We start from the raw sequence: 19,613 nt of genomic DNA on the forward strand, positions 1-19,613 counted from the left end.
TTTATATTTATTGCTGGAGAGTTTCTATATCTTATTTTTTAATTAAACTCTAGCTTCGAAGTAGTGATCTCCACCATTTGTTTTAGTAGCGCTTGAAATAACATCTGGTTTTTGTACACTTTGAGTTTTAGTAGCACTTGATACCACATCTGCTCTTTGCAATTGTTTAGCATTAGTAACATTATTTGAGTATGTTGAATTAAAAATTCCTGATATATTCATTTATAACTTCCTCCTTTCTCAATTAAAAATTCAAGTTGAGTAAAATCAATATAAAAACTCTCCATCTCTGATACTATAAAATATAAAGCTTAAAATTTACTGAGAAAAATCCATAGAAAAATAAATATATTCTAACAATATTTCATTTATATATAATTATTTCACTAAAATACACAAAAAGTTGGCGTTATGATGTATAATGTTCATAAATATAAAATTAGGAGCAAAATAATGAATATAGGAATGAAGATTAAAAAATTGAGAGCTGAGAAAGGAATTACTTTAAAAGAATTAAGTGAGAAAAGTAATCTATCTATTGGATTTTTGTCTCAATTAGAAAGAGGACTTACAACAATAGCTGTTGATTCACTAGAAAAATTAGCTGAAATTTTAGAAGTGCATTTAACATATTTTTTTGATTACCCACATAAAAGAAAAGATAGAATTTTGAGAAGTTATGAGCAAGAAATACTAGATGTAGAAGAAGGTGGGTTTATAAAATATAGTTTAAGTACGAATTTAGAAGATAAACAACTTGTTCCAAGACTCATAGAAATTCTTCCGCAAAAAAAGGAAGAGGAGATAATATCATATAAGCATGATGGTGAGGAATTTGTTTATGTATTAGAAGGCATATTAACTATTTATTTAGAAAGTGAAAGGTACGAGCTTTATCCTGGAGACAGTGTTCATATGGATTCAGAGATTATACATAATTGGGCTAATTATACTAATAAAAAGGTTAGATTATTAGCTGTTAACACGCCAAATCATATATATAAATAATGTTATACATAGTTATAAGAAGGAGAAAATGAACGTGGATAAATTAATATTGTATCTAATTGCCTCTTTTTTTATAATTGGAGCAATTGATTATACATTTGGATGCCCTTTAAAACTTGGAGGTAAGTTTGAGGAAGGAATAAAAACCATGGGAGCCTTGGGCCTTGGTATGATAGGAATATATTCTTTAGCTCCAATATTTTCAAAGCTTTTAGCCACTGCAATTGTGCCTATATGTAGAATATTTCATTTTGATCCTTCTATAGTTCCAGCAACTTTTTTAGCTATAGATATGGGAGGCTATCAAATGGCTACGAAGCTTGCTTTAACTAAGGAAATGGGCATGTTTTCAGGAGTTATTATTGCATCAACACTAGGCGCAACTATTAGTTTTTCAATACCAATTGCTATAGGGATGATTCACGTAGAAGATGAGGAGTATTTTTCTAAAGGAGTTATGATTGGAATTGCAACTATACCAATAGGATGTCTTCTTGGAGGTTTATGGCAAAAGATAAATTTTAACGTATTAATATGGAATCTTATGCCTATATTTATTTTTTCCATTGTTTTAGGAGTAGGCTTGTTAAAAGCACATAAATTTTTAATTAAAGGCTTTAATGTATTTGGAAAATTAATAATTGGTATAAGTGTTGTTGGATTAATGCTACAAGGAATTGAGGTTATATTAGGGGTAAAACTTGTTTCAGGGTTAGCACCACTTTCTGAAGCTACATTTATAGTAGGAAAGATAGCTTTTGTGCTTGGTGGAGCTTACCCTATGATTGAAATTATAAATCGTATTTTTAAAAGAAGTTTTGATAAAATAGGTGACAGATTTGGAATTAACGCTGTTTCGGTAGGTGGAATATTAGGAAATCTAGCTAGCAATTTATTAATATTTGGAACTTACAAAGAAATGAACCCTAAAGGTAAGATGATTTGTACTGCTTTTGGAGTAAGTGGAGCTTTTGTGTTTGGTGGTCAATTTGGTTTCGTGTCAGGAATAGCACCTAAGATGCTAGGATCATTTATTATTGCAAAGCTCATATCTGGAGTGATAAGTATTGTATTAGCTGCATGGATGTATGAACATGAAGCTAAACAACATAGAATTGAAGAAAATGGAGGCATAACTTATGAAAGTTAAAGAAAAAATTGAAAAATTAAGACAATTAATGAAAGAAAATAAAATGGACGCCTACATAATTCCTAGCTTTGATGCACATCAAAGTGAATATGTTGCAGAACACTGGAAATGTAGACAATGGATATCAGGTTTTACAGGATCAGCAGGTACTGTAGTTATTACATTAGATGATGCAGGTTTATGGACTGATGGAAGATATTATCTTCAAGCAGAAAAGCAGCTTGAAGATTCAGGAATTAGATTGTTTAGAATGGTAGATCCAGGAGTACCTTCTTACACTGAATGGCTTAAAGATGTTCTTTTAAAAGGAAACATCGTAGGATTTGATGGAAATGTTTTTTCAGTAGAGATGGTTAAAAACATGGAAGAAGTTTTTGAAACAAAAGGAATAGCACTAAAGATAAACCAGGATTTGATTAATGAATTATGGAAAGATAGACCAGACATACCTAAAGATTTAATCTGGGTACATGATATTAGATATGCAGGAAAATCTAGGGCAGCAAAAATAAATGAAGTAAGGGAAGAAATGAAAAATAAAGGTGCGAATTACTATTTATTATCTTCCCTGGATGACATAGCATGGCTTTTAAATATAAGAGGCTTGGATGTTCAAAATAATCCAGTGGTAACATCTAACGTAATAATAGCAGAAGACAAATGTTATTTGTTTATTGATGCTTCAAAGGTTCCTAAGGATGTTAAATTTGAACTAGAAGTTGAAGGGATTGAGCTAAAAGAGTATAGTTCAATACAACAATTTTTAAGCGGACTCACAAATAAAGACGGAATTATGTTTGATACTACTAAAACAAATGTGTGCTTATATAATGCAATAAACATAGATACAAAAAAAATAGAAGAAGCAAACATCACTACTAAATTAAAAGCTATTAAGAATAAAACTGAGATAGAAAACTTGAAACGCTGCGAAATAAATGATGGAGTGGCTATGGTTAAATTTATAAAATGGCTAAAAACTTCAGTAGCTGAAGAAGAAATTACAGAAATTTCTGCAGAAAAGAAATTAGAAGACTTTAGAAGGCAGCAAGAATTATTTGTTGAACCAAGTTTTGATACAATAGCAGGATACAAAGACCATGCTGCTATGATGCATTATAAAGCAAATAAAGAAACTCAGTACACGCTAAGAAATGAAGGGGCTTTTTTAGTCGATTCAGGTGGACAATATTTAAATGGAACAACGGATACAACAAGAACCATAGTGCTTGGAACACTCACCGAAGAAGAAAAATTTGATTTTACCTTGGTACTAAAAGCAAATATTGCATTAAGTGAAGCTAAATTTTTACATGGAGCAACAGGATCAAATTTAGATGTATTAGCAAGACAACCCATTTGGAAATATGGCATGGATTATAAATGTGGTACAGGCCATGGAGTAGGATTTTTATTAAATGTTCACGAAGGACCTCAAAATTTTAGTAAGATACCTAATAACGTACAGTTAGAAAAAGGAATGGTTATAACTAATGAACCTGGAATATACAAAGAAGGAAAACATGGCATTAGAACTGAAAACATGATGCTTGTAGTTGAAGATGAAAAAACGGAATTTGGCCAATTTATGAAATTTGAGCCAGTCACATTCTGTCCTATAGATTTAGCTGGAATAAATAAAGATATGTTAACTGAAAGCGAAAAACAATGGCTAAATAGTTATCACAAAGAGGTATATGTGAAACTTGCTCCTTATCTAAATGAGGAAGAAAAAGTTTGGTTACAGGAAGAAACAAAAACAATATAAAAAAATTACAATTTGTGGTTTATAGGTGGATGTTTTAATGCACCTATAAACCATAGTATTAAGAAAACTAGAAAAGAATTTTATACGGTTAACTTATTCAATATCCAAGTCATGTTTTCTCCAATGGATTTCATGTTTTCCATACCTTCAACATCATTTGTTACTTCACCAATTTCTTTTCCGTATACCATGTTCCAATAGCTTGCACCAACTAGGTACATTTGAGTACAATGTAAGAAATAATTCATAGTATCAAAGGCACGTGTAGCTGCTCCTCTACGAACTGCTACTACAGAAGTGCCAATTTTATGCTTTATAAGGTCACCGTTGGCACCTGAAACCATACCAATTCTTTCAAGCAATGCTTTCATATTTGATGTTACATCAGCAAAGTATACTGGAGAACCTAAAATAATACCATCAGCTTCAGACATTTTTTTTATGCATTCATTTACAATATCATTTTTAAAAACACACTTGTTGTCTTTATTTTTAAAACATCCGCCACAACCTATGCATCCTTGGATATTTTCACCAGATAATTGAATTAATTCAGTTTCTATTCCATTGTTATTTAGCTCTTTAAATATTTGATTTATAATAATAGAAGTGTTTCCATCCTTTCGAGCGCTACCATTGATACCTATAACTTTCATTTATATACTCCTCCTAAATTTCTAATTTGATTTAATAAATAATTGTTTTTGTTTTAAATCACTATTTTTTCTGATAAAATAAGCTTATATGCTGTACAACATGTTTTTATTATATTGCATATGTCTTTATTTGAATAATATAAATAAAATATATACGATATAACTATAAGTTATATGGAGGATTAAAATGATTAGTATTGATCAAATGAAATATTTCACGTCAATAGTTGAATATGGGAGTTTAAATAAAGCTGCACAACACTTATATGTTTCTCAACCAGCATTAACAAAACAATTAGCATTACTAGAAAAATCTTTAAAATGTTCATTACTGTTAAGAACACCTACTGGAATAAAATTGACACCATCAGGAAGATATTTCTATGAACGTTCTGGTGCAATTATAAAAATGCTAGAGGAAACTATAAATGAAATTGAGTCTTTTGGTGAAGGCAATAGCATTAGAATTGGCGGTTTACAAAATTTAATAACATATTTTTTACCTAAATATGTAGATAAGTTTAAAAAAATGCAGTATGAAGTTTTTATTGAGGCGATGGATACAAATGCACAATTAGTTGATAGTTTAGAAAATGATTTTTTTAATTTGGTTTTTATATCGGATGCATTACAAAAACCAGAGCTTGTTACAATTCCATTACTCGTTGAGCCTTTTTACGTAGTTATGAAAAGTTCAAATAAGTTATCTGAAATGAAAGATATTGACTTTGTTACTGTTGCTAAAGAAAAATTAATTTTATACAAAGATCCATGTCCAATAAGAGCTAAAATTCGTCAACACTGCAGTTTTATGAACGTTACACCAAATATTATACTTGAACTTGAGCTAACTGAATCACTTATCAATTATGTTGAACAAGATTTTGGCATTACAATTCTTCCTAAGATGGTAATTGATACTATTAATAATCCAGCAATAATAGCTCTTGAAATTAAAAAATTTCCAATTCATAGAGTCATTTCTGCTGTATTAAAAAAAGAATATACACATTCCTATTTATCACTTTTATCTTAAATTGTATATATTGAATTGATATGAGGGATTATAAATGATATAATAAATATATATTTTTTATATGTAAAGGGAGATTTTTATGAGTGAGGTTGTTCTTAACTAAGCAATTAAATATGTAAGTCTTTGAAAATCTAAGAAAGCCTGCATTAACGTAGGTTATTTTGTGATTGAAATTTAAGGACTTATTACTTAGATAAGAACACGGATAAACAATCCTTTTCATTAACAAGATGATAGCCGTGCAAATGCACGGTATTTTTTTACCTAAAAATACTATGTAGTAATTACATGGTGATTTTAGGCATATTGATTGGATTTAAAGCTATAAGTGAAACTGTGTTCACTTATAGCTTTTTATTTTTTGTGATTATACATGTAAGACTAAAAAATTAGGAGGAATGAGGATGTCTATTGTGTTACAGGTAGCAATTAAATTTATAAAAAAACAATAAGTGTAGATGGAGGAATTAGAATTGAATGATAAAACTGTTGAATTATTAGAATATGACAAAATAAAAAATATATTAAAAAGTTATGCTATATCGGACTCAGGCAAGGAAAGAATTGAAAAACTAGAACCATATGTTGATATTAAACTTATTGAAAGATATATGAATGAAACTACGGAAGCAAGAAATATAGTTAATATAACTTCAAGTATTCCAATCCACAGCTTAAATGGAATTAAGAAGGTAGAACAAAAGATTAATAAAGGTTCTGTACTATTGCCAGAGGATTTAGATATTATTGCAATACTTTTAAAGGATACTAAAAAATTAAAGACGTTTATGAAGGATAAAGAAAGTGTTGCGCCTACAATAAGTAACTATGCACAATCCATTAATGAACTCAATGATTTAAGAGATGAAATTGAAAGATGTATTGAATTTGGGAGGGTTTCGGATAGAGCTAGTTCAAAGCTTTTTAAGATAAGAAAAAAGATAGGGGTTTTAGAAGAAAAAACCAAACACAAACTTGATAATATGCTAAAAAGTGAAAAATATAAAGACTATATTCAAGATGCTATTGTCAGTCAGCGAAATGGAAGATATGTTATTCCTGTAAAAAGCGAATATAAAAAAAATATTAGTGGAGACGTACAAGATAAATCAAGTAGTGGGTCTACAACTTTTATTGAACCAGAAGAAGTTAAAAAATTACAGAATGAACTTAGCATATGTAGGATAGAAGAAGAGAAAGAAGTATATATAATATTATCCACGTTAACTAATATGGTTGAAAGTGTACATGTAGAATTAGCCATTAATATTGAGGTAATGGTAGAATACGATTTTCTATTTGCAAAAGGAAAGTATAGCAAGGCTATAGATGGAAGAAGTGTGATTCTAAATGATAAAAAATATATAGATATTAAAAATGGAAAACATCCTCTTATTGGTAAAACAGCAGTCCCTTTGGATTTTTCAGTTGGGAAGAACTACAGGGCATTAATTATAACAGGCCCAAATACAGGAGGAAAAACAGTAGCATTAAAAACTGTGGGACTTCTCACAATGATGGCACAATCGGGAATTCATATACCTGTTGGAGAAAATAGTGAAATTGGTGTTTTTGCAGATATATTAGTTGATATAGGAGATGGGCAGAGTATAGAGCAAAGCTTAAGCACATTTTCATCTCACATAAAAAATATAGTTAATATTTTAAATTGTGCAGATAAAAACACCTTAGTTATTATGGACGAGATTGGATCAGGAACAGATCCAGGAGAAGGTATGGGTATAGCAGTATCTGTCCTTGAGGAAATCTATAATAAAGGTTCCGTAATATTATCTACAACACACTATAATGAAATAAAGGACTTTGCTAAAAATACTCCTGGCTTTATAAACGGATCCATGGGATTTGATATTGAGACGTTGAAACCACTTTATAAATTAAATATAGGGGAGGCCGGTGAAAGCAATGCGTTTTTGATTGCTTTAAGGCTTGGAATGGCTAACAGTATTATTGAAAGGGCGCATGAAATAACTTATAAAGAAAAGAAGGATTATTCTAAATATAAATGGGAAGTAGAGGAAACAAACAAATCTAATAAGATTATAGATTCACACCATAAGCAAATTGAAAAATTAAAAAAAGCTGAACAAAAAAATGCTATAGGAGAGAAACAAAAATTAAAACCTAAATTTAAGCTAGCTGATTGTGTTTATATAAGTTTTATGGATAGAACGGGCATAATATGCGAAACTGAAAATTCTAAAGGCGAATATGGTGTAATGGTAATGAAGAAAAAGCTTAAAATAAATAAAAAAAGACTTACTCTTTATATATCAAGTAATGAATTATATCCTGAAGATTATGATTTCGATATTATTTTTGAGACTAAAGAAAATAGGAAAAACAAACATCAGTAGCTATACAAAAAACGTTCAGAAATGAACGTTTTTTTGTTGTTTCTAGAAAATATACCAAATATTCCTCAAATTTGCTAATGTTTTTAGTGAAGGGAGGGATATTATGACAACTTTGGATGAAATAATCGACAAGATTGAAGAACTAAGACAATTGATGCATCAGTTAATGAATAAAAAACCGTTATTAACTGATCCAGATTTAGTAGCGTTAAGTCAAAAATTAGACAAGCTATTAAATGAATACAATGATTTAATAAGTAGAAAAATTTAATTCATTGTATTAATCAAAAGAGGACATCCATAAAAGGGTGTCCTTTGTGTTTGATTTTTTTATTTAGAGGGTTTGAATGTCTTGCAACAGGTGTCATCACTAGTGTGAGGAGAAGTATTTTTCATTGGGTTAACCTCTAAAGAATTGGCATTGCAACAATTATCTTGCCAATAGTTACAACAATCAACACTGCATTTAACTTCCATTTTAGGTGAATTCATAATAAGAAAACCTTCTTTCATATATTAATTTATCCGATGACTAGCATCCGTAACAATCCCATCTTCTTCAAAGTGGGAGATAACGGCTGCTACGTATCTTTGGATAGCGAGTTCTAAGTTTCAGATGGAAAAAACTCCACCTGAAACTTAGAACTCTGTTTATGTTTTACATAGGTTAGTATGGCATATCAAAATAGATATTATGCAAAAATAGTGTAGGACAAATATAAATAAGCTATTAGAATGTAAAAGAGGAATTATTATAAAAATATTGAATATATATAACTTGGTTTAGATTTATATTTTTAGGAGGCGTTTTATGGAAGGCAATGTAAAAAAAGAAAAACTAAATTTTTGGGATAAATTAATAGGAAGTGTAGAAGGGATAAAGCATTATGAGTATATTTTAAAAGAAACCGGTGGAAAAGCAATAATATATTTGTTATTAATGTCGTTACTTGTAGGAGCAATTGCTTCCATAAGAAGTGCTGTAGATGTTAACAATGAAATATCAAAATTTATACAAGTATATAATAATAAATGTCCAAATTTTCAAATTAAAAATGGAGAATTAAGTGTTGAAGGTAATATGCCCATGGTTTTATCAAAGGATAATAATAATTATGTTATAGTAGACACAACTAACCAAACAAATCCTGATATCTTAGATTCTTATAACCAAGGTATTTTAATATTAAAGGATAAAATTATTGAAAAAAAGAATGCAACACAAACTCAAGTTACAAATTTTAAATCCTTTAATGGTATAACTATTGATAAAAAGTTGATAAATGAATATTTACCCTTCATAAAAATTGTTATTCCATTTATTTTTATTGGAAGGATGCTCTGGTATTTTATTGGTGGACTTTTAAGTGCTCTATTTTTAGCATTATTTGCGCTAATAGTTAATGGTGGTTTTAAAACTAATTTAACATATGGAAAGTTGTATAGCCTAAGTATATATGCATTAACGACTCCATTTATAATTGATATGATTTTTAAAATTTTCAATATTAATCATTTTAGTTATTATTGGCTAGTATATCACATTATAGCTTTTGCCTATGTTTGTTTTGCTTTGTACCGTTTAAAAAATTCTAAAGAAAGAGGCTGAATAAGCCTCTTTTATCTAAAATATTTATGCAAAAACTTCACCGGAATATTGATCTATATTTAATTTTGTTATTTTATCAGTTAGAGCCTTCTTAATTTCTATATTATCAAGAGATAGGTATTTTACATTGTTAAAATACATACCATTGCGCCTCATAGGTTCTAGAAAACTCATCATGTCAGCATAACCTTTTTCTGCAGCTTCATCAAATTCTATAGATATATCTTTCATTTCAACTTTTTCAATCTTTCTCTCGGGAAGGCCGTACATAAAGGCAGCACAGACTTTAGTGTTTGTGGAAATTATATTTTTTATATAGATTTTACCTATATAAGGAGTTCCTTCATCTATAGGTAAAATTTCTTTGTCCCATACATATTTTGTTTTACCATCTGCGTCGCAAAAATAAAATGAATTAATAGCAAAAGGGGTTGAAACCTTATCCATCTTTACGTTTTTTATATGAATATCATCTATGATACCTTTTGAACCACGTCCTCGTCTTGTTTTTATTCTAAGGCCTCTATCTGTAGTATTAAATGTACATTTTTCTATAAATATAGATTTAACACCAGAAGACATTTCACTTCCAATTACAACGGCACCATGACCAGATTTCATATTACAATTTCTAATATAGATATTTTCTGATGAAACCGGATTTTTTTTGCTTATATCTATTTTCCCTGATTTTATTGCGATGCAGTCATCACCAACAGAAAAAGTGTCTCCCAAAATAAGTACGTCTTTTGAAGATTCAGGGTCTAGAGCATCTGTATTAGGTGCATCAAAAGGGTTTTCTATATTTATATTTATAAATTTCAAATGTTCACACATTAGAGGATGTATGGTCCAAGAAGGAGAATTTTTTATAGTTATTCCTTCTAGTAATATATTTTTACAAGAATTTAAGAATACAGTTCGGGGACGCCATGCAATTCTTTTTTCTTTTGGGTTAAGCCACCAATTATTGAAATCAGCATTACCATCTAAAATACCGCTACCAATTATATTTACATTCTCTACAGAAATACCTGTAATTAAACTTGCAAAGGAATCTGCTTCATTTCCTTCCCAGGAGCTAAGATAGAAATCCTTATCCGCACATTTAATTGTGCCATTAAGCATAGGATAAAACTCTCTTTCTTTTAAACCTAGAAGTACTGCTCCTTTTTTTAATTCAATCGTTATATTACTTTTGAGAAATAATGGACCTGTAAGATAGATTCCTTCTGGTATTATAACTCTTCCAAAGTTAGGACAACATGTAATGGCGGCTTGCAAAAATGCTGTATCTATATTTTTACCATCGCCTATGGCACCAAAATCTAATACATTTACAAAAGCATATTCAAACTTTGTGTTGATATTAAGAATAGGAGATCTATCAGTAGAAAGTTTATCTTCAATAAAAACAGAGTAATTTGTTTCAGGTTTTAAATTATTTATAGTAAATACATTTTGTGTAGTTGTAAAAGTTTCTTTATTATCTAAATATATTATTGCTTCATTTTTTAGGTAAAAGCATTCATCGTTTTCTATTTCAAATGATGCAGTTGAAGAGGTTATTGAAACTAAATTCATTTTCATAATTATTCATCACTCACTTTCAAGTTTAGTATCCAATTTCATCAGCTATTATTATGATTTTAATTCTTCCTTCAAATTTTATTCCATTATGAATAATTGTTGTAAAATTACATATTCTTTTTTTGCAATCACAATCAACACAGTATCCTGTTTCTACACAAGGAGTTTCATGTTTTATTCTCTTTGAATTCATAGGGGCTATGTCACGTATTCTCTTAAAAGCAGAATCAATGTTATCAACTATTTTATTTACACCGGCCACGATTATTACATTTCTAGGACCAAAAATCATAGGTGCCACTCTGTTACCAGTGCAATCAGTGTTTACAAGTTCTCCATTTTTAGTAATGGCATTAGTTCCTGTAATCAGATAATCTGCAGTAAGAGATTTTCTGTGTATTTCAACTATGTCTGGATTAAAGGGAAGTTTCTGATATCTATCAAAAAAATTATAATTCCCATTTCTTAAAATGTCCACAATTCCCATTTGATTTAAAGTATCAGAGCCTCCAATTGCTACACTTGAACCTTCTGTTATCATAGAAAGTAGGGCGCTTTTTGCATCTTCAAGAGTATCTGCATAAGATGCTTTGAAATGTTTTTTATTTAGAGTTTCAACTATTTTTTTTGCTTTACATATATTTTGCCATTTTTTTATTTCATCCATTAAAATTTGCCTCCCAAATTTAAGTATCAATCAGGACCACGTGTTAAATTGACACATGGTCTTTATATATTTTATGAAATGCGTAAGATGGTTATAAATCCTCTATCTAAATTGTTTTAGGTTTTGCTTGAATATGACCTGACTTGTTGTTTTTGTAGGATACATTATTATTTCCAAAACACTGCTCATACTTCCATCCAGTCAATTCTTCTATTGCTGCTTTTGCTTCTGGAGTTACATCTGCTTTTGATCCTCCAGCATGAACTCTATTTACTTCATCTACTAATAATTTATGAGTTTCTTTTGTAAGTTTAAATCTAGAAGCTGCAACCCAAGTTATTAAAAGTAATACAACTGGAACAACAATTGCAACTACACATATTCCAATAACTGCACCATGTGGCTGCACGTGAACATTTTTTCCGCTTTTAAAACCAAAAACTCCTAAAACTATTCCAAGTACAATTGGTTCTATGGCTGAAGCTACCTTTCCAAATAAACCATTGACACCGTTATATACGCCTTCTCTTCTCTTACCTGTTATTGCTTCATCTATATCTGCAATGAAGCCCATCTGGTAAGTAGGAACATAATCAATTGATGTTTTACCTATAATGTTAATTATCGCAAAGATTACAAATAAAGCTACTGTTATTGATGAATGTCCAATAAGAGCAAGTAATAGATAACCAGCAGATCCTACAAAAACAATAGCTGATCCAATTTTATAAGTCTTTGGTCCTCCAAATTTATATGCTAACAAAATATACACAAACAAAGCAACACATGAAATTATTGATGAGGTACTGTTTATACTTGATACAGTAACGGTTGATACCAATACAACAAATACTGCAAAATAAGTAAATACTCCACCGGATAGTTGCTTAAATACACTTCCCAAAAACCACATTATAGTATGAAGTCTAAAGGCTCTATTTCGCATACTTGAAAATATGTCTGTTCCTAGTTTCTTAAACACTTCAACAAATGAACCTGCAGCATCTTCATAAACAATGTCCTTAGGATCCCTTTCATATACATTTAATATAAAGAAAATTAAGAAAATTGTGGTTATTATTCCGTAGATAAGACCAATATACCAAAATGATTTAGCTGAAGTTTTACCGTACGTTGAAAATATATATGCAGTTAAAAATCCAGTTATAATGCCTGATATAGTACCACAGTATTGTTTACCACCAATTAATTTTGCTTTTTCAGCCGCATTCTGTGTCATTTCAGCTGGAAGGGTAGTTCCTGGCACAAAAATTAATGTATAGGATATTTCATATATAAAGTTAACAATTAAATAATAAGCAAAAGATTTTTCTGCTATCCATAAAGAAGGAAACACAAGTGCTACGCCAATTATTCCTACAGCGATAAAAGGCTTTCTTCTTCCATATTTCTTACCAAATTTTGTTTGCCCAACTGCATCACTTATAAATCCTAAAATAGGATTACCTAATGCATCTATAAGTCTGACGGCTCCAAATATAAAGCCTGCCTTTACAGCGCTTATTCCACATACGCTTGTGTAAAAAAACATAAGCCATGCGGATATTAGTCCCTGTGCTCCACTTCCTAGAAAGTTTATACTTGCATAACCAAATATATTTCTTAATTTTATTTTTTCTGACATAATTTAATCCCCCTTAATAATTAAATATATTTATATTTTTTAAGGCTAAAGAAATTTTGTTGTAGAGCCACCTTTGACTTCAATTATTTCATTGTTAACGCTAAGCCAAGCTGATTTCGCAGATGGATTATGAACAAATGTGCTGTTTGCTGAAAACTTCAAGTTATTAAGCAAATTAATATAATCAACTATTTCTATATTTGTTGCATACCAAATATCCTCTTTATTAGAGACATAATTGCAGAAATTTTCGATAAGACTCCAATTGTTGTCCTTATCGAACTCATAGCTATGGCCCCAAACATACATGAGATATAAATATTGTTTTTTATGAAGTTCAACAAAGCTTTTAGCATTTTCCATTAAATTGTGATTGTGGTGACAGGTAGCTTTCCATTCATAAAAATCACTAGGTAATTCGAAATTGTCTTTATTTCCAACAATTCTTGAATATTCAATGCCTAGATACTTTAGCATACTTTTAATTTCAGCATTATAGGAGCCATTTGGATAAGAAAGACCTCGTACTGTATAGCCTACAATATCCTCAAGGTTTTTTCTGTCGCTAAGTATCTCTTTTATTATCTGTTCACTGGGACATCTAGCTATTGTAGGGTGAGTTAAAGTATGGGCTGAAACTTCATGACCACGGTACAAGTCTTTAATTTCATCCTTTTTGAGATGTATATCAAGTCCAAGAAGTCCTGAATTTAAATGAAAAGTGCCTTTTATTCCATACTTATTAAAAATGCCAACTAATCTTTTGTCATACTTTTTTCCATCATCATAACTCATAGTTAATGTTTTAAATTTTCCGAATGGGAAACATTTTAAAATAGTAGCCAATTTTTATGACCCCCTGTATAATATTTAAAATAAAAACGTTTTCTGAAATTGCAAATATAAATAAAATTTATAATAATTCATATTGAGAGGATGCTAGCAAAAATGGTCCAAGGCCTTTTGGTTCATTACTAACTATTGGTTCACTTATATAATAAGCGAAACTACCATCACGATTATCTTTTCCCCCAAGACCAGCAACATAACAAATTTTATTTAAATTTATAAAACCATCTTTTGTTTCTAATATGAATTCATCCACAAGTCCACCGTAAGCCTCTTTAGCAGTTTCTTTTAAATCTAAAGGAAGGTAACCATTTTTAACACCTTTAAGTAGGGCGTAAACTATCATAGATGAACCTGAAGCTTCTAAGTAGTTGCCTTTTCGGCTGCCTTCATCTAAAACTTGATACCATACGTGACTTTCTTTATCTTGAACTTTAAGTAAAGCTTGCACACAATTGTTTAATGTGATAATAAGTTTTGGTTTATCAGTGTTAGTTTCAGGAAGAACTTCAAGGGTATCAACTAGAGCCATTACAAACCATCCCATAGATCTTCCCCAAAAATGAGATGATAGTCCAGTTTCTTTATTAGCCCAGTTCTGAGTTTTAGATTCATCAAAGGCGTGGTAAAGAAGTCCAGTTTTTTCATCCTTTAAATTTTTTTCACATATTACAAATTGATGAGTTACATCATAAAATTCATTAGCATTTCCAAATTCTTTTATATACTTAGCATAAAAAGTTGAACCCATGTACAAACCGTCTAACCATATTTGATTAGGGTATATTTTTTTATGCCAAAAAACGTTTTCTTTAGTTCGTGGATGAGTGTTAAGTTGGTTTCTCAAAATATCTAAAGCCTTTTTATATTTCTTATTTCCAGTTTCTTTAAATAACGTCAACAATATTTTTCCGTTATTTAAATGATCTATATTGTATTCTTCTAAATTATAACCTTTGATAGTTCCATCTTCAGATATGAAATGATCCATGTTGTTAATGACAAAGTCCAAATATTTCTTATCTTTTGTCATCTTAAACACTTCAGCTATGCCATCTAAAGTAAGACCATATTCATATCTCCAGTTATCTAGCAAATCTATTTTTTTACTTATGATAGAATCAGCCATCCATTTTGAATAAATTTTCATAAAAACACCTCTTAAAACATATTTGGTAATTTAAATATTTGCATTAAAAACAATGTTAACGTTAACATAAATTCATGTTATCATTCTAATTTACCATTGTCAATATATAAAATACAAATTTACGTAAATATAGAATTACTTACAACGGACTTATAAATAAAGTTTCTACAGCTACAAAAGAGAGACTCTATATGATATAATTTTTTTATCAATACAGTGTATGAAATAAAAACATAGTTTATAACTTTTTATGGCAAGGGGCGATTAAATGACTAACATTAAGGATATAGCAAAATATTGTAATGTTTCGGTAATGACAGTTTCAAGAGCATTAAATAACAGTGGGGAGGTAGCAGACGCTACAAAAGAGAAAATTTTAAAAGCTTGTGAAGAATTGAAATATAAACCAAATGCAGCGGCAAAAACTTTAATCACTAAAAAAACTAAAATGATAGGTCTTATTATACCTGATATAGCAAATCAATATTATGCAAACATAAGTAAGGGGGTAAGTTCATATCTTGAAAGTAAAGATTACGGTCTTATATTATGTAATAGTGATAGAAAAAAAATTAATGAAAATAAATATTTAAATTTTCTTTCTGAAGGGAGAGTTGATGGAATAATAATTTTACCTGTAAAACCTAAGAAAGGGGACTATGAAGATATTGTAAAACAAATTCCTATGGTTATGGCAGATAATTTTGCTGATGGACTAAATGTAAATTTTGTTTCAAGTGATAATTACATTGGTGGTACAAAAATTATTGAGCATATGGTGAAGCAAGGTTATAAAAATATAGGTGTAATACTAGGGGATAAGGAATCCACTGCGTCTAATAATAGATTTAAAGCGTACAAGGATGTACTTGAAAAAAATACAATTAAATATAATAAAGATATAGTTGTTCATAGTAATTCTACTTTTGAAGAAGGTTTTTTAATGGCCGAAAAACTTGTTAAAAAAGGAGTGGATAGTATTTTTGCTATAAATGATACTGTTGCTATGGGGGTAATAAAATATTGTTATGAAAATAATATAAAGCTGCCAGAGGATCTTGGTATTGCTGGGTACGATAACATTGAACAATCATCAATGCTTACACTACCTCTAACAACTGTTGATCAAAACAATAAAAAAATTGGGTTAATAGCTGCACAAATGTTAATTTATAACATAGAGGGTAAGGTAAAAGAGATTAATAATATCATACTTGAACCTAACATTGTAATAAGAAAATCCTGTGGGGAAAAATAGCAATGTTAGCTTGACTATGGAAAAATACAAATGTATAATAAGGTCATAATATGTTAACGTTAACGAAAGCAATTTTATGAGTTTATAGAGAATTAACTAGGAGGGACATATATGGATATTAGATATGCAAGTCATTTAGATGATGTAAAGAAATATGATACAGAAGAATTGAGAAAAAAATTTATGGTGGAAAATGTTTTTGTTGAAGGTGAAATTAGCTTAATATACAGCCATATAGACAGAATTATTTTTGGAGGAGTAGTACCTACTAAAAAAACACTTTATTTAGAAGGTAGCAAGGAGCTTGCTTGCGAATATTTTCTTGAGAGAAGAGAACTTGGAGTTATTAATATAGGTGGTGCAGGTGCAATAACTTTAGATGGTAAGAGATATGAGCTTGCTTCAAAGGATGGTATTTATGTTGGTATGGGAGTTAAAAAAATAGCTTTTGAAAGTGCAGATGAAAAACATCCAGCTAAGTTTTATATAAATAGCGCTACAGCACATAAAACTTATCCAACCGTTAAAATTAGTCTTGAAAAAGCTAATAAGGTTCATTGTGGAAGTGATGAAGAATGTAATAAAAGAACAATAAATCAATATGTTCATCCAGCAGTTTGTGAAAGTTGCCAACTTGCTATGGGTATGACTATTTTGGAACCAGGAAGCATATGGAACACCATGCCATGTCACACCCATGATAGAAGAATGGAAGTTTACTTATATTTCAATATGGATGAAGACAATGTTGTTTTTCATCTTATGGGAGCTCCAGATGAGACAAGACATATAGTAATGAAAAATGAGCAAGCTGTAATATCTCCAAGTTGGTCAATACACTCAGGTGTAGGAACAAAAAATTATACATTTATTTGGGGTATGGTTGGTGAAAATAAAACATTTACTGATATGGATGAAATACTTACTAAAAATTTAAAATAACTAGGGGAGTGTTATCAAGATGGATTTTTCAATAGAAGATTTTTCAATGGATTTTTTTTCATTAAAAAGTAAAGTTGCAATAGTAACTGGGGGGAATACAGGACTTGGTCAGGGTTATGCCTTGGCACTTGCAAAAGCAGGCGCGGATCTTTTTATAGTAACACATAATGATAATTTTGATGAGACAAAAAAACTTATTGAAAACGAAGGAAGAAGAGTAGAATTTATTAAAACAGATTTGTCTATTAAAGAAAATATACAAGAGGTAGTGGATAAGTGTATTGAAAATTATGGGAAAATAGACATACTTGTAAATAATGCCGGGACAATAAGAAGAGCGCCAATTCTTGAATATAAAGAAGAAGATTGGGAAGACGTAATAAATATTAATTTAAATGCAGTTTATTATTTAAGTCAAAAAGTAGCAAAGGTAATGGTAAAACAAGGTGGTGGAAAAATAATAAACGTAGCTTCCATGTTGTCTTTTCAAGGTGGAAAATTTGTACCGCCTTACACTGCATCAAAACATGGCGTTGTAGGTATAACTAAAGCTTTTGCAAATGAACTTGCTGATAAGAATATACAAATTAATGCAATAGCTCCAGGTTATATTACTACGAACAATACTGCACCTATTTTAAAAGACAAAAAGAGAAGTGAAGAAATTTTATCAAGAATACCTGCAGCAAGATGGGGAAATCCATACGATATAATGGGAACTGTAGTATTCTTAGCAGGAAAAGCTTCTGATTATATAAATGGACATGTATTAGCAGTTGATGGTGGATGGCTAGTCAGATAATAAAGCAAAAAAATTCAATTTAAAACATTTAATAGATATGGAGCTGCCTCAATATTCTTATTTTGAGGCAGCTTTATCTTTCATTTAAAGATAAGGGGTGAAATTTATGATTACAGTATCTAAATATGGAAATGGAGATTTCAGAACTATTCAAAATGCAATTGATAGCATACCGGAAAAAAATAAGCAAAGAGTTATTATAAATATTAAGCCAGGTAGTTACAAAGAAAAAATAAATATTACAAAATCATTTATAAGTTTAATTGGTGAAGACGTAAAAAACACAATAATAACTTTTAATGATTCAGCAAATGTGTTATTACCTAGTGGTGAAAAAATGAGAACGTTTAATTCTTATACCGTATTTATAGATGGTGATGATTTTATTGCTGAAAATATAAGTTTTGAAAATTCTGCTGGAGATGGAAGCATAGTAGGGCAAGCAGTAGCAGCCTATGTGGACGGTGATAGGGCAAGCTTCAAAAATTGTGAATTTTTAGGATGCCAAGATACTTTGTTTACAGGACCACTACCACCAAAGCCAATAGAAGGGAATACTTTTGGAGGCCCTAAAGAAGGAAAACCAAGAAGAAATGTTAGACAATATTATGAAAATTGTTATATAAGAGGGGATATAGATTTCATTTTTGGATCAGCTACTGCTGTATTTAATAAATGTGAAATTTTTTCAAATAACAGAAATATGAAAGTTAATGGTTTTATTACAGCAGCATCAACCCCACGAGAAAATAAATTTGGGTATGTTTTTATAGAGTGTAAGTTTGAAAGTAATTCGGCACCGAGTACTGTTTATCTAGGAAGACCTTGGAGAGATTATGCGAAAACTGCCTTCTTGAACTGCTATATGGGAGAGCATATTATTCAAGAAGGCATTCATAATTGGAATAAGAAAGATGCTGAAAAATTAGTCGATTATGTAGAGTATAACAGCTATGGTCCTGGAGCATTAATGGATAAGAGAGTTAGCTGGTTAAGAATTTTAAATAAGGAAGAAGCAGAAGAATATTCTATTTCAAATATTCTTTCTGGTAATGATAATTGGAATCCACATAAAATTTAATGAATTTTTACAATAGGGCATATA

At 30.0% G+C, this 19,613-nt stretch carries 19 protein-coding genes; 11 read left to right on the forward strand and 8 right to left on the reverse strand.

Features of this window, described 5'->3' with window-relative positions:
• Positions 1-42: 42 nt before the first annotated feature.
• Positions 43-222: a hypothetical protein gene (locus B8978_RS07190; protein ID WP_084114961.1), complete on the reverse strand. Its 180-nt coding sequence runs from the start codon at positions 220-222 to the stop codon at positions 43-45.
• Between the two features lie 231 nt (positions 223-453).
• Between B8978_RS07190 and B8978_RS07195 the strand changes: the two genes are divergently transcribed.
• Genes B8978_RS07195 through B8978_RS07205 form a run of 3 tightly spaced genes read left to right on the forward strand, consistent with a single transcriptional unit; the run spans position 454 to position 3,926 of the window.
• Entirely contained in the window at positions 454-1,008 is a 555-nt protein-coding gene (locus tag B8978_RS07195; protein WP_084114962.1) for a helix-turn-helix domain-containing protein, read from the forward strand.
• Positions 1,009-1,042: 34 nt separating this feature from the next.
• A complete protein-coding gene (gene eutH, locus B8978_RS07200; RefSeq protein WP_084114963.1) occupies positions 1,043-2,158 on the forward strand; it encodes an ethanolamine utilization protein EutH in 1,116 nt (371 codons plus the stop codon).
• Positions 2,148-3,926: an aminopeptidase P family protein gene (locus B8978_RS07205; RefSeq protein ID WP_084114964.1), complete on the forward strand. Its 1,779-nt coding sequence runs from the start codon at positions 2,148-2,150 to the stop codon at positions 3,924-3,926. The genes eutH and B8978_RS07205 overlap by 11 nt, the downstream gene beginning before the upstream one ends.
• Before the next feature lie 80 nt (positions 3,927-4,006).
• On the opposite strand, the gene B8978_RS07210 is transcribed toward B8978_RS07205, so the two are convergent.
• Positions 4,007-4,582 (reverse strand): flavodoxin family protein, encoded by a 576-nt coding sequence (locus B8978_RS07210; protein ID WP_084114965.1) that lies wholly within the window; start codon positions 4,580-4,582, stop codon positions 4,007-4,009.
• Positions 4,583-4,769: 187 nt separating this feature from the next.
• On the opposite strand from B8978_RS07210, the gene B8978_RS07215 reads away from it, so the two are divergent.
• The 3 genes from B8978_RS07215 (at position 4,770) to B8978_RS07225 (ending at position 8,267) form a co-directional block, all read left to right on the forward strand.
• Positions 4,770-5,618, forward strand: coding sequence for a LysR family transcriptional regulator (locus B8978_RS07215; RefSeq protein ID WP_084114966.1), 849 nt, complete (start codon positions 4,770-4,772; stop codon positions 5,616-5,618).
• 473 nt (positions 5,619-6,091) lie between these two features.
• Positions 6,092-7,996, forward strand: coding sequence for an endonuclease MutS2 (locus tag B8978_RS07220; RefSeq protein WP_176212634.1), 1,905 nt, complete (start codon positions 6,092-6,094; stop codon positions 7,994-7,996).
• 103 nt (positions 7,997-8,099) lie between these two features.
• Positions 8,100-8,267, forward strand: a complete 168-nt coding sequence (locus tag B8978_RS07225; RefSeq protein WP_084114968.1) for an aspartyl-phosphate phosphatase Spo0E family protein — start codon at positions 8,100-8,102, stop codon at positions 8,265-8,267.
• A 59-nt stretch (positions 8,268-8,326) separates the two neighbouring features.
• Here B8978_RS07225 and B8978_RS07230 read toward each other — a convergent pair whose 3' ends face one another.
• On the reverse strand, positions 8,327-8,509 hold the full coding sequence (locus B8978_RS07230) for a DUF1540 domain-containing protein (protein WP_341435446.1): 183 nt from the start codon (positions 8,507-8,509) through the stop codon (positions 8,327-8,329).
• Positions 8,510-8,807: 298 nt separating this feature from the next.
• On the opposite strand from B8978_RS07230, the gene B8978_RS07235 reads away from it, so the two are divergent.
• Positions 8,808-9,605 (forward strand): DUF1189 domain-containing protein, encoded by a 798-nt coding sequence (locus B8978_RS07235; RefSeq protein ID WP_084114970.1) that lies wholly within the window; start codon positions 8,808-8,810, stop codon positions 9,603-9,605.
• 24 nt (positions 9,606-9,629) lie between these two features.
• Here the strand turns inward: B8978_RS07235 and B8978_RS07240 are convergent, their stop codons facing one another.
• The 5 genes from B8978_RS07240 to B8978_RS07260 all read right to left on the reverse strand — a co-directional run bounded on the left by B8978_RS07240 (position 9,630) and on the right by B8978_RS07260 (position 15,506).
• Positions 9,630-11,195: a glycoside hydrolase family 28 protein gene (locus B8978_RS07240; protein ID WP_084114971.1), complete on the reverse strand. Its 1,566-nt coding sequence runs from the start codon at positions 11,193-11,195 to the stop codon at positions 9,630-9,632.
• Between the two features lie 25 nt (positions 11,196-11,220).
• Entirely contained in the window at positions 11,221-11,862 is a 642-nt protein-coding gene (locus B8978_RS07245; protein WP_084114972.1) for a lactate utilization protein, read from the reverse strand.
• 106 nt (positions 11,863-11,968) lie between these two features.
• Positions 11,969-13,507 carry an MFS transporter gene (locus B8978_RS07250; RefSeq protein WP_084114973.1) on the reverse strand — a complete coding sequence of 513 codons (1,539 nt, stop codon included), beginning with the start codon at positions 13,505-13,507 and terminating at the stop codon, positions 11,969-11,971.
• 45 nt (positions 13,508-13,552) lie between these two features.
• Positions 13,553-14,353, reverse strand: coding sequence for a polysaccharide deacetylase family protein (locus B8978_RS07255; protein WP_139795994.1), 801 nt, complete (start codon positions 14,351-14,353; stop codon positions 13,553-13,555).
• 67 nt (positions 14,354-14,420) lie between these two features.
• Complete coding sequence (locus B8978_RS07260; protein ID WP_084114974.1) at positions 14,421-15,506, reverse strand: glycoside hydrolase family 88/105 protein; 1,086 nt, start codon at positions 15,504-15,506, stop codon at positions 14,421-14,423.
• Between the two features lie 268 nt (positions 15,507-15,774).
• On the opposite strand from B8978_RS07260, the gene B8978_RS07265 reads away from it, so the two are divergent.
• From B8978_RS07265 to B8978_RS07280, 4 genes are all read left to right on the forward strand, one after another.
• Positions 15,775-16,764, forward strand: coding sequence for a LacI family DNA-binding transcriptional regulator (locus tag B8978_RS07265; RefSeq protein WP_084114975.1), 990 nt, complete (start codon positions 15,775-15,777; stop codon positions 16,762-16,764).
• Between the two features lie 111 nt (positions 16,765-16,875).
• Complete coding sequence (gene kduI / locus B8978_RS07270; RefSeq protein ID WP_084114976.1) at positions 16,876-17,706, forward strand: 5-dehydro-4-deoxy-D-glucuronate isomerase; 831 nt, start codon at positions 16,876-16,878, stop codon at positions 17,704-17,706.
• Positions 17,707-17,725: 19 nt separating this feature from the next.
• A complete protein-coding gene (kduD, locus tag B8978_RS07275; RefSeq protein WP_084114977.1) occupies positions 17,726-18,508 on the forward strand; it encodes a 2-dehydro-3-deoxy-D-gluconate 5-dehydrogenase KduD in 783 nt (260 codons plus the stop codon).
• Between the two features lie 106 nt (positions 18,509-18,614).
• Positions 18,615-19,589 carry a pectinesterase family protein gene (locus tag B8978_RS07280; protein WP_341435447.1) on the forward strand — a complete coding sequence of 325 codons (975 nt, stop codon included), beginning with the start codon at positions 18,615-18,617 and terminating at the stop codon, positions 19,587-19,589.
• The last annotated feature ends 24 nt before the right edge of the window (positions 19,590-19,613 follow it).

This window comes from Clostridium acidisoli DSM 12555, from assembly GCF_900176305.1.
Lineage (GTDB): Bacteria > Bacillota > Clostridia > Clostridiales > Clostridiaceae > Clostridium_I > Clostridium_I acidisoli.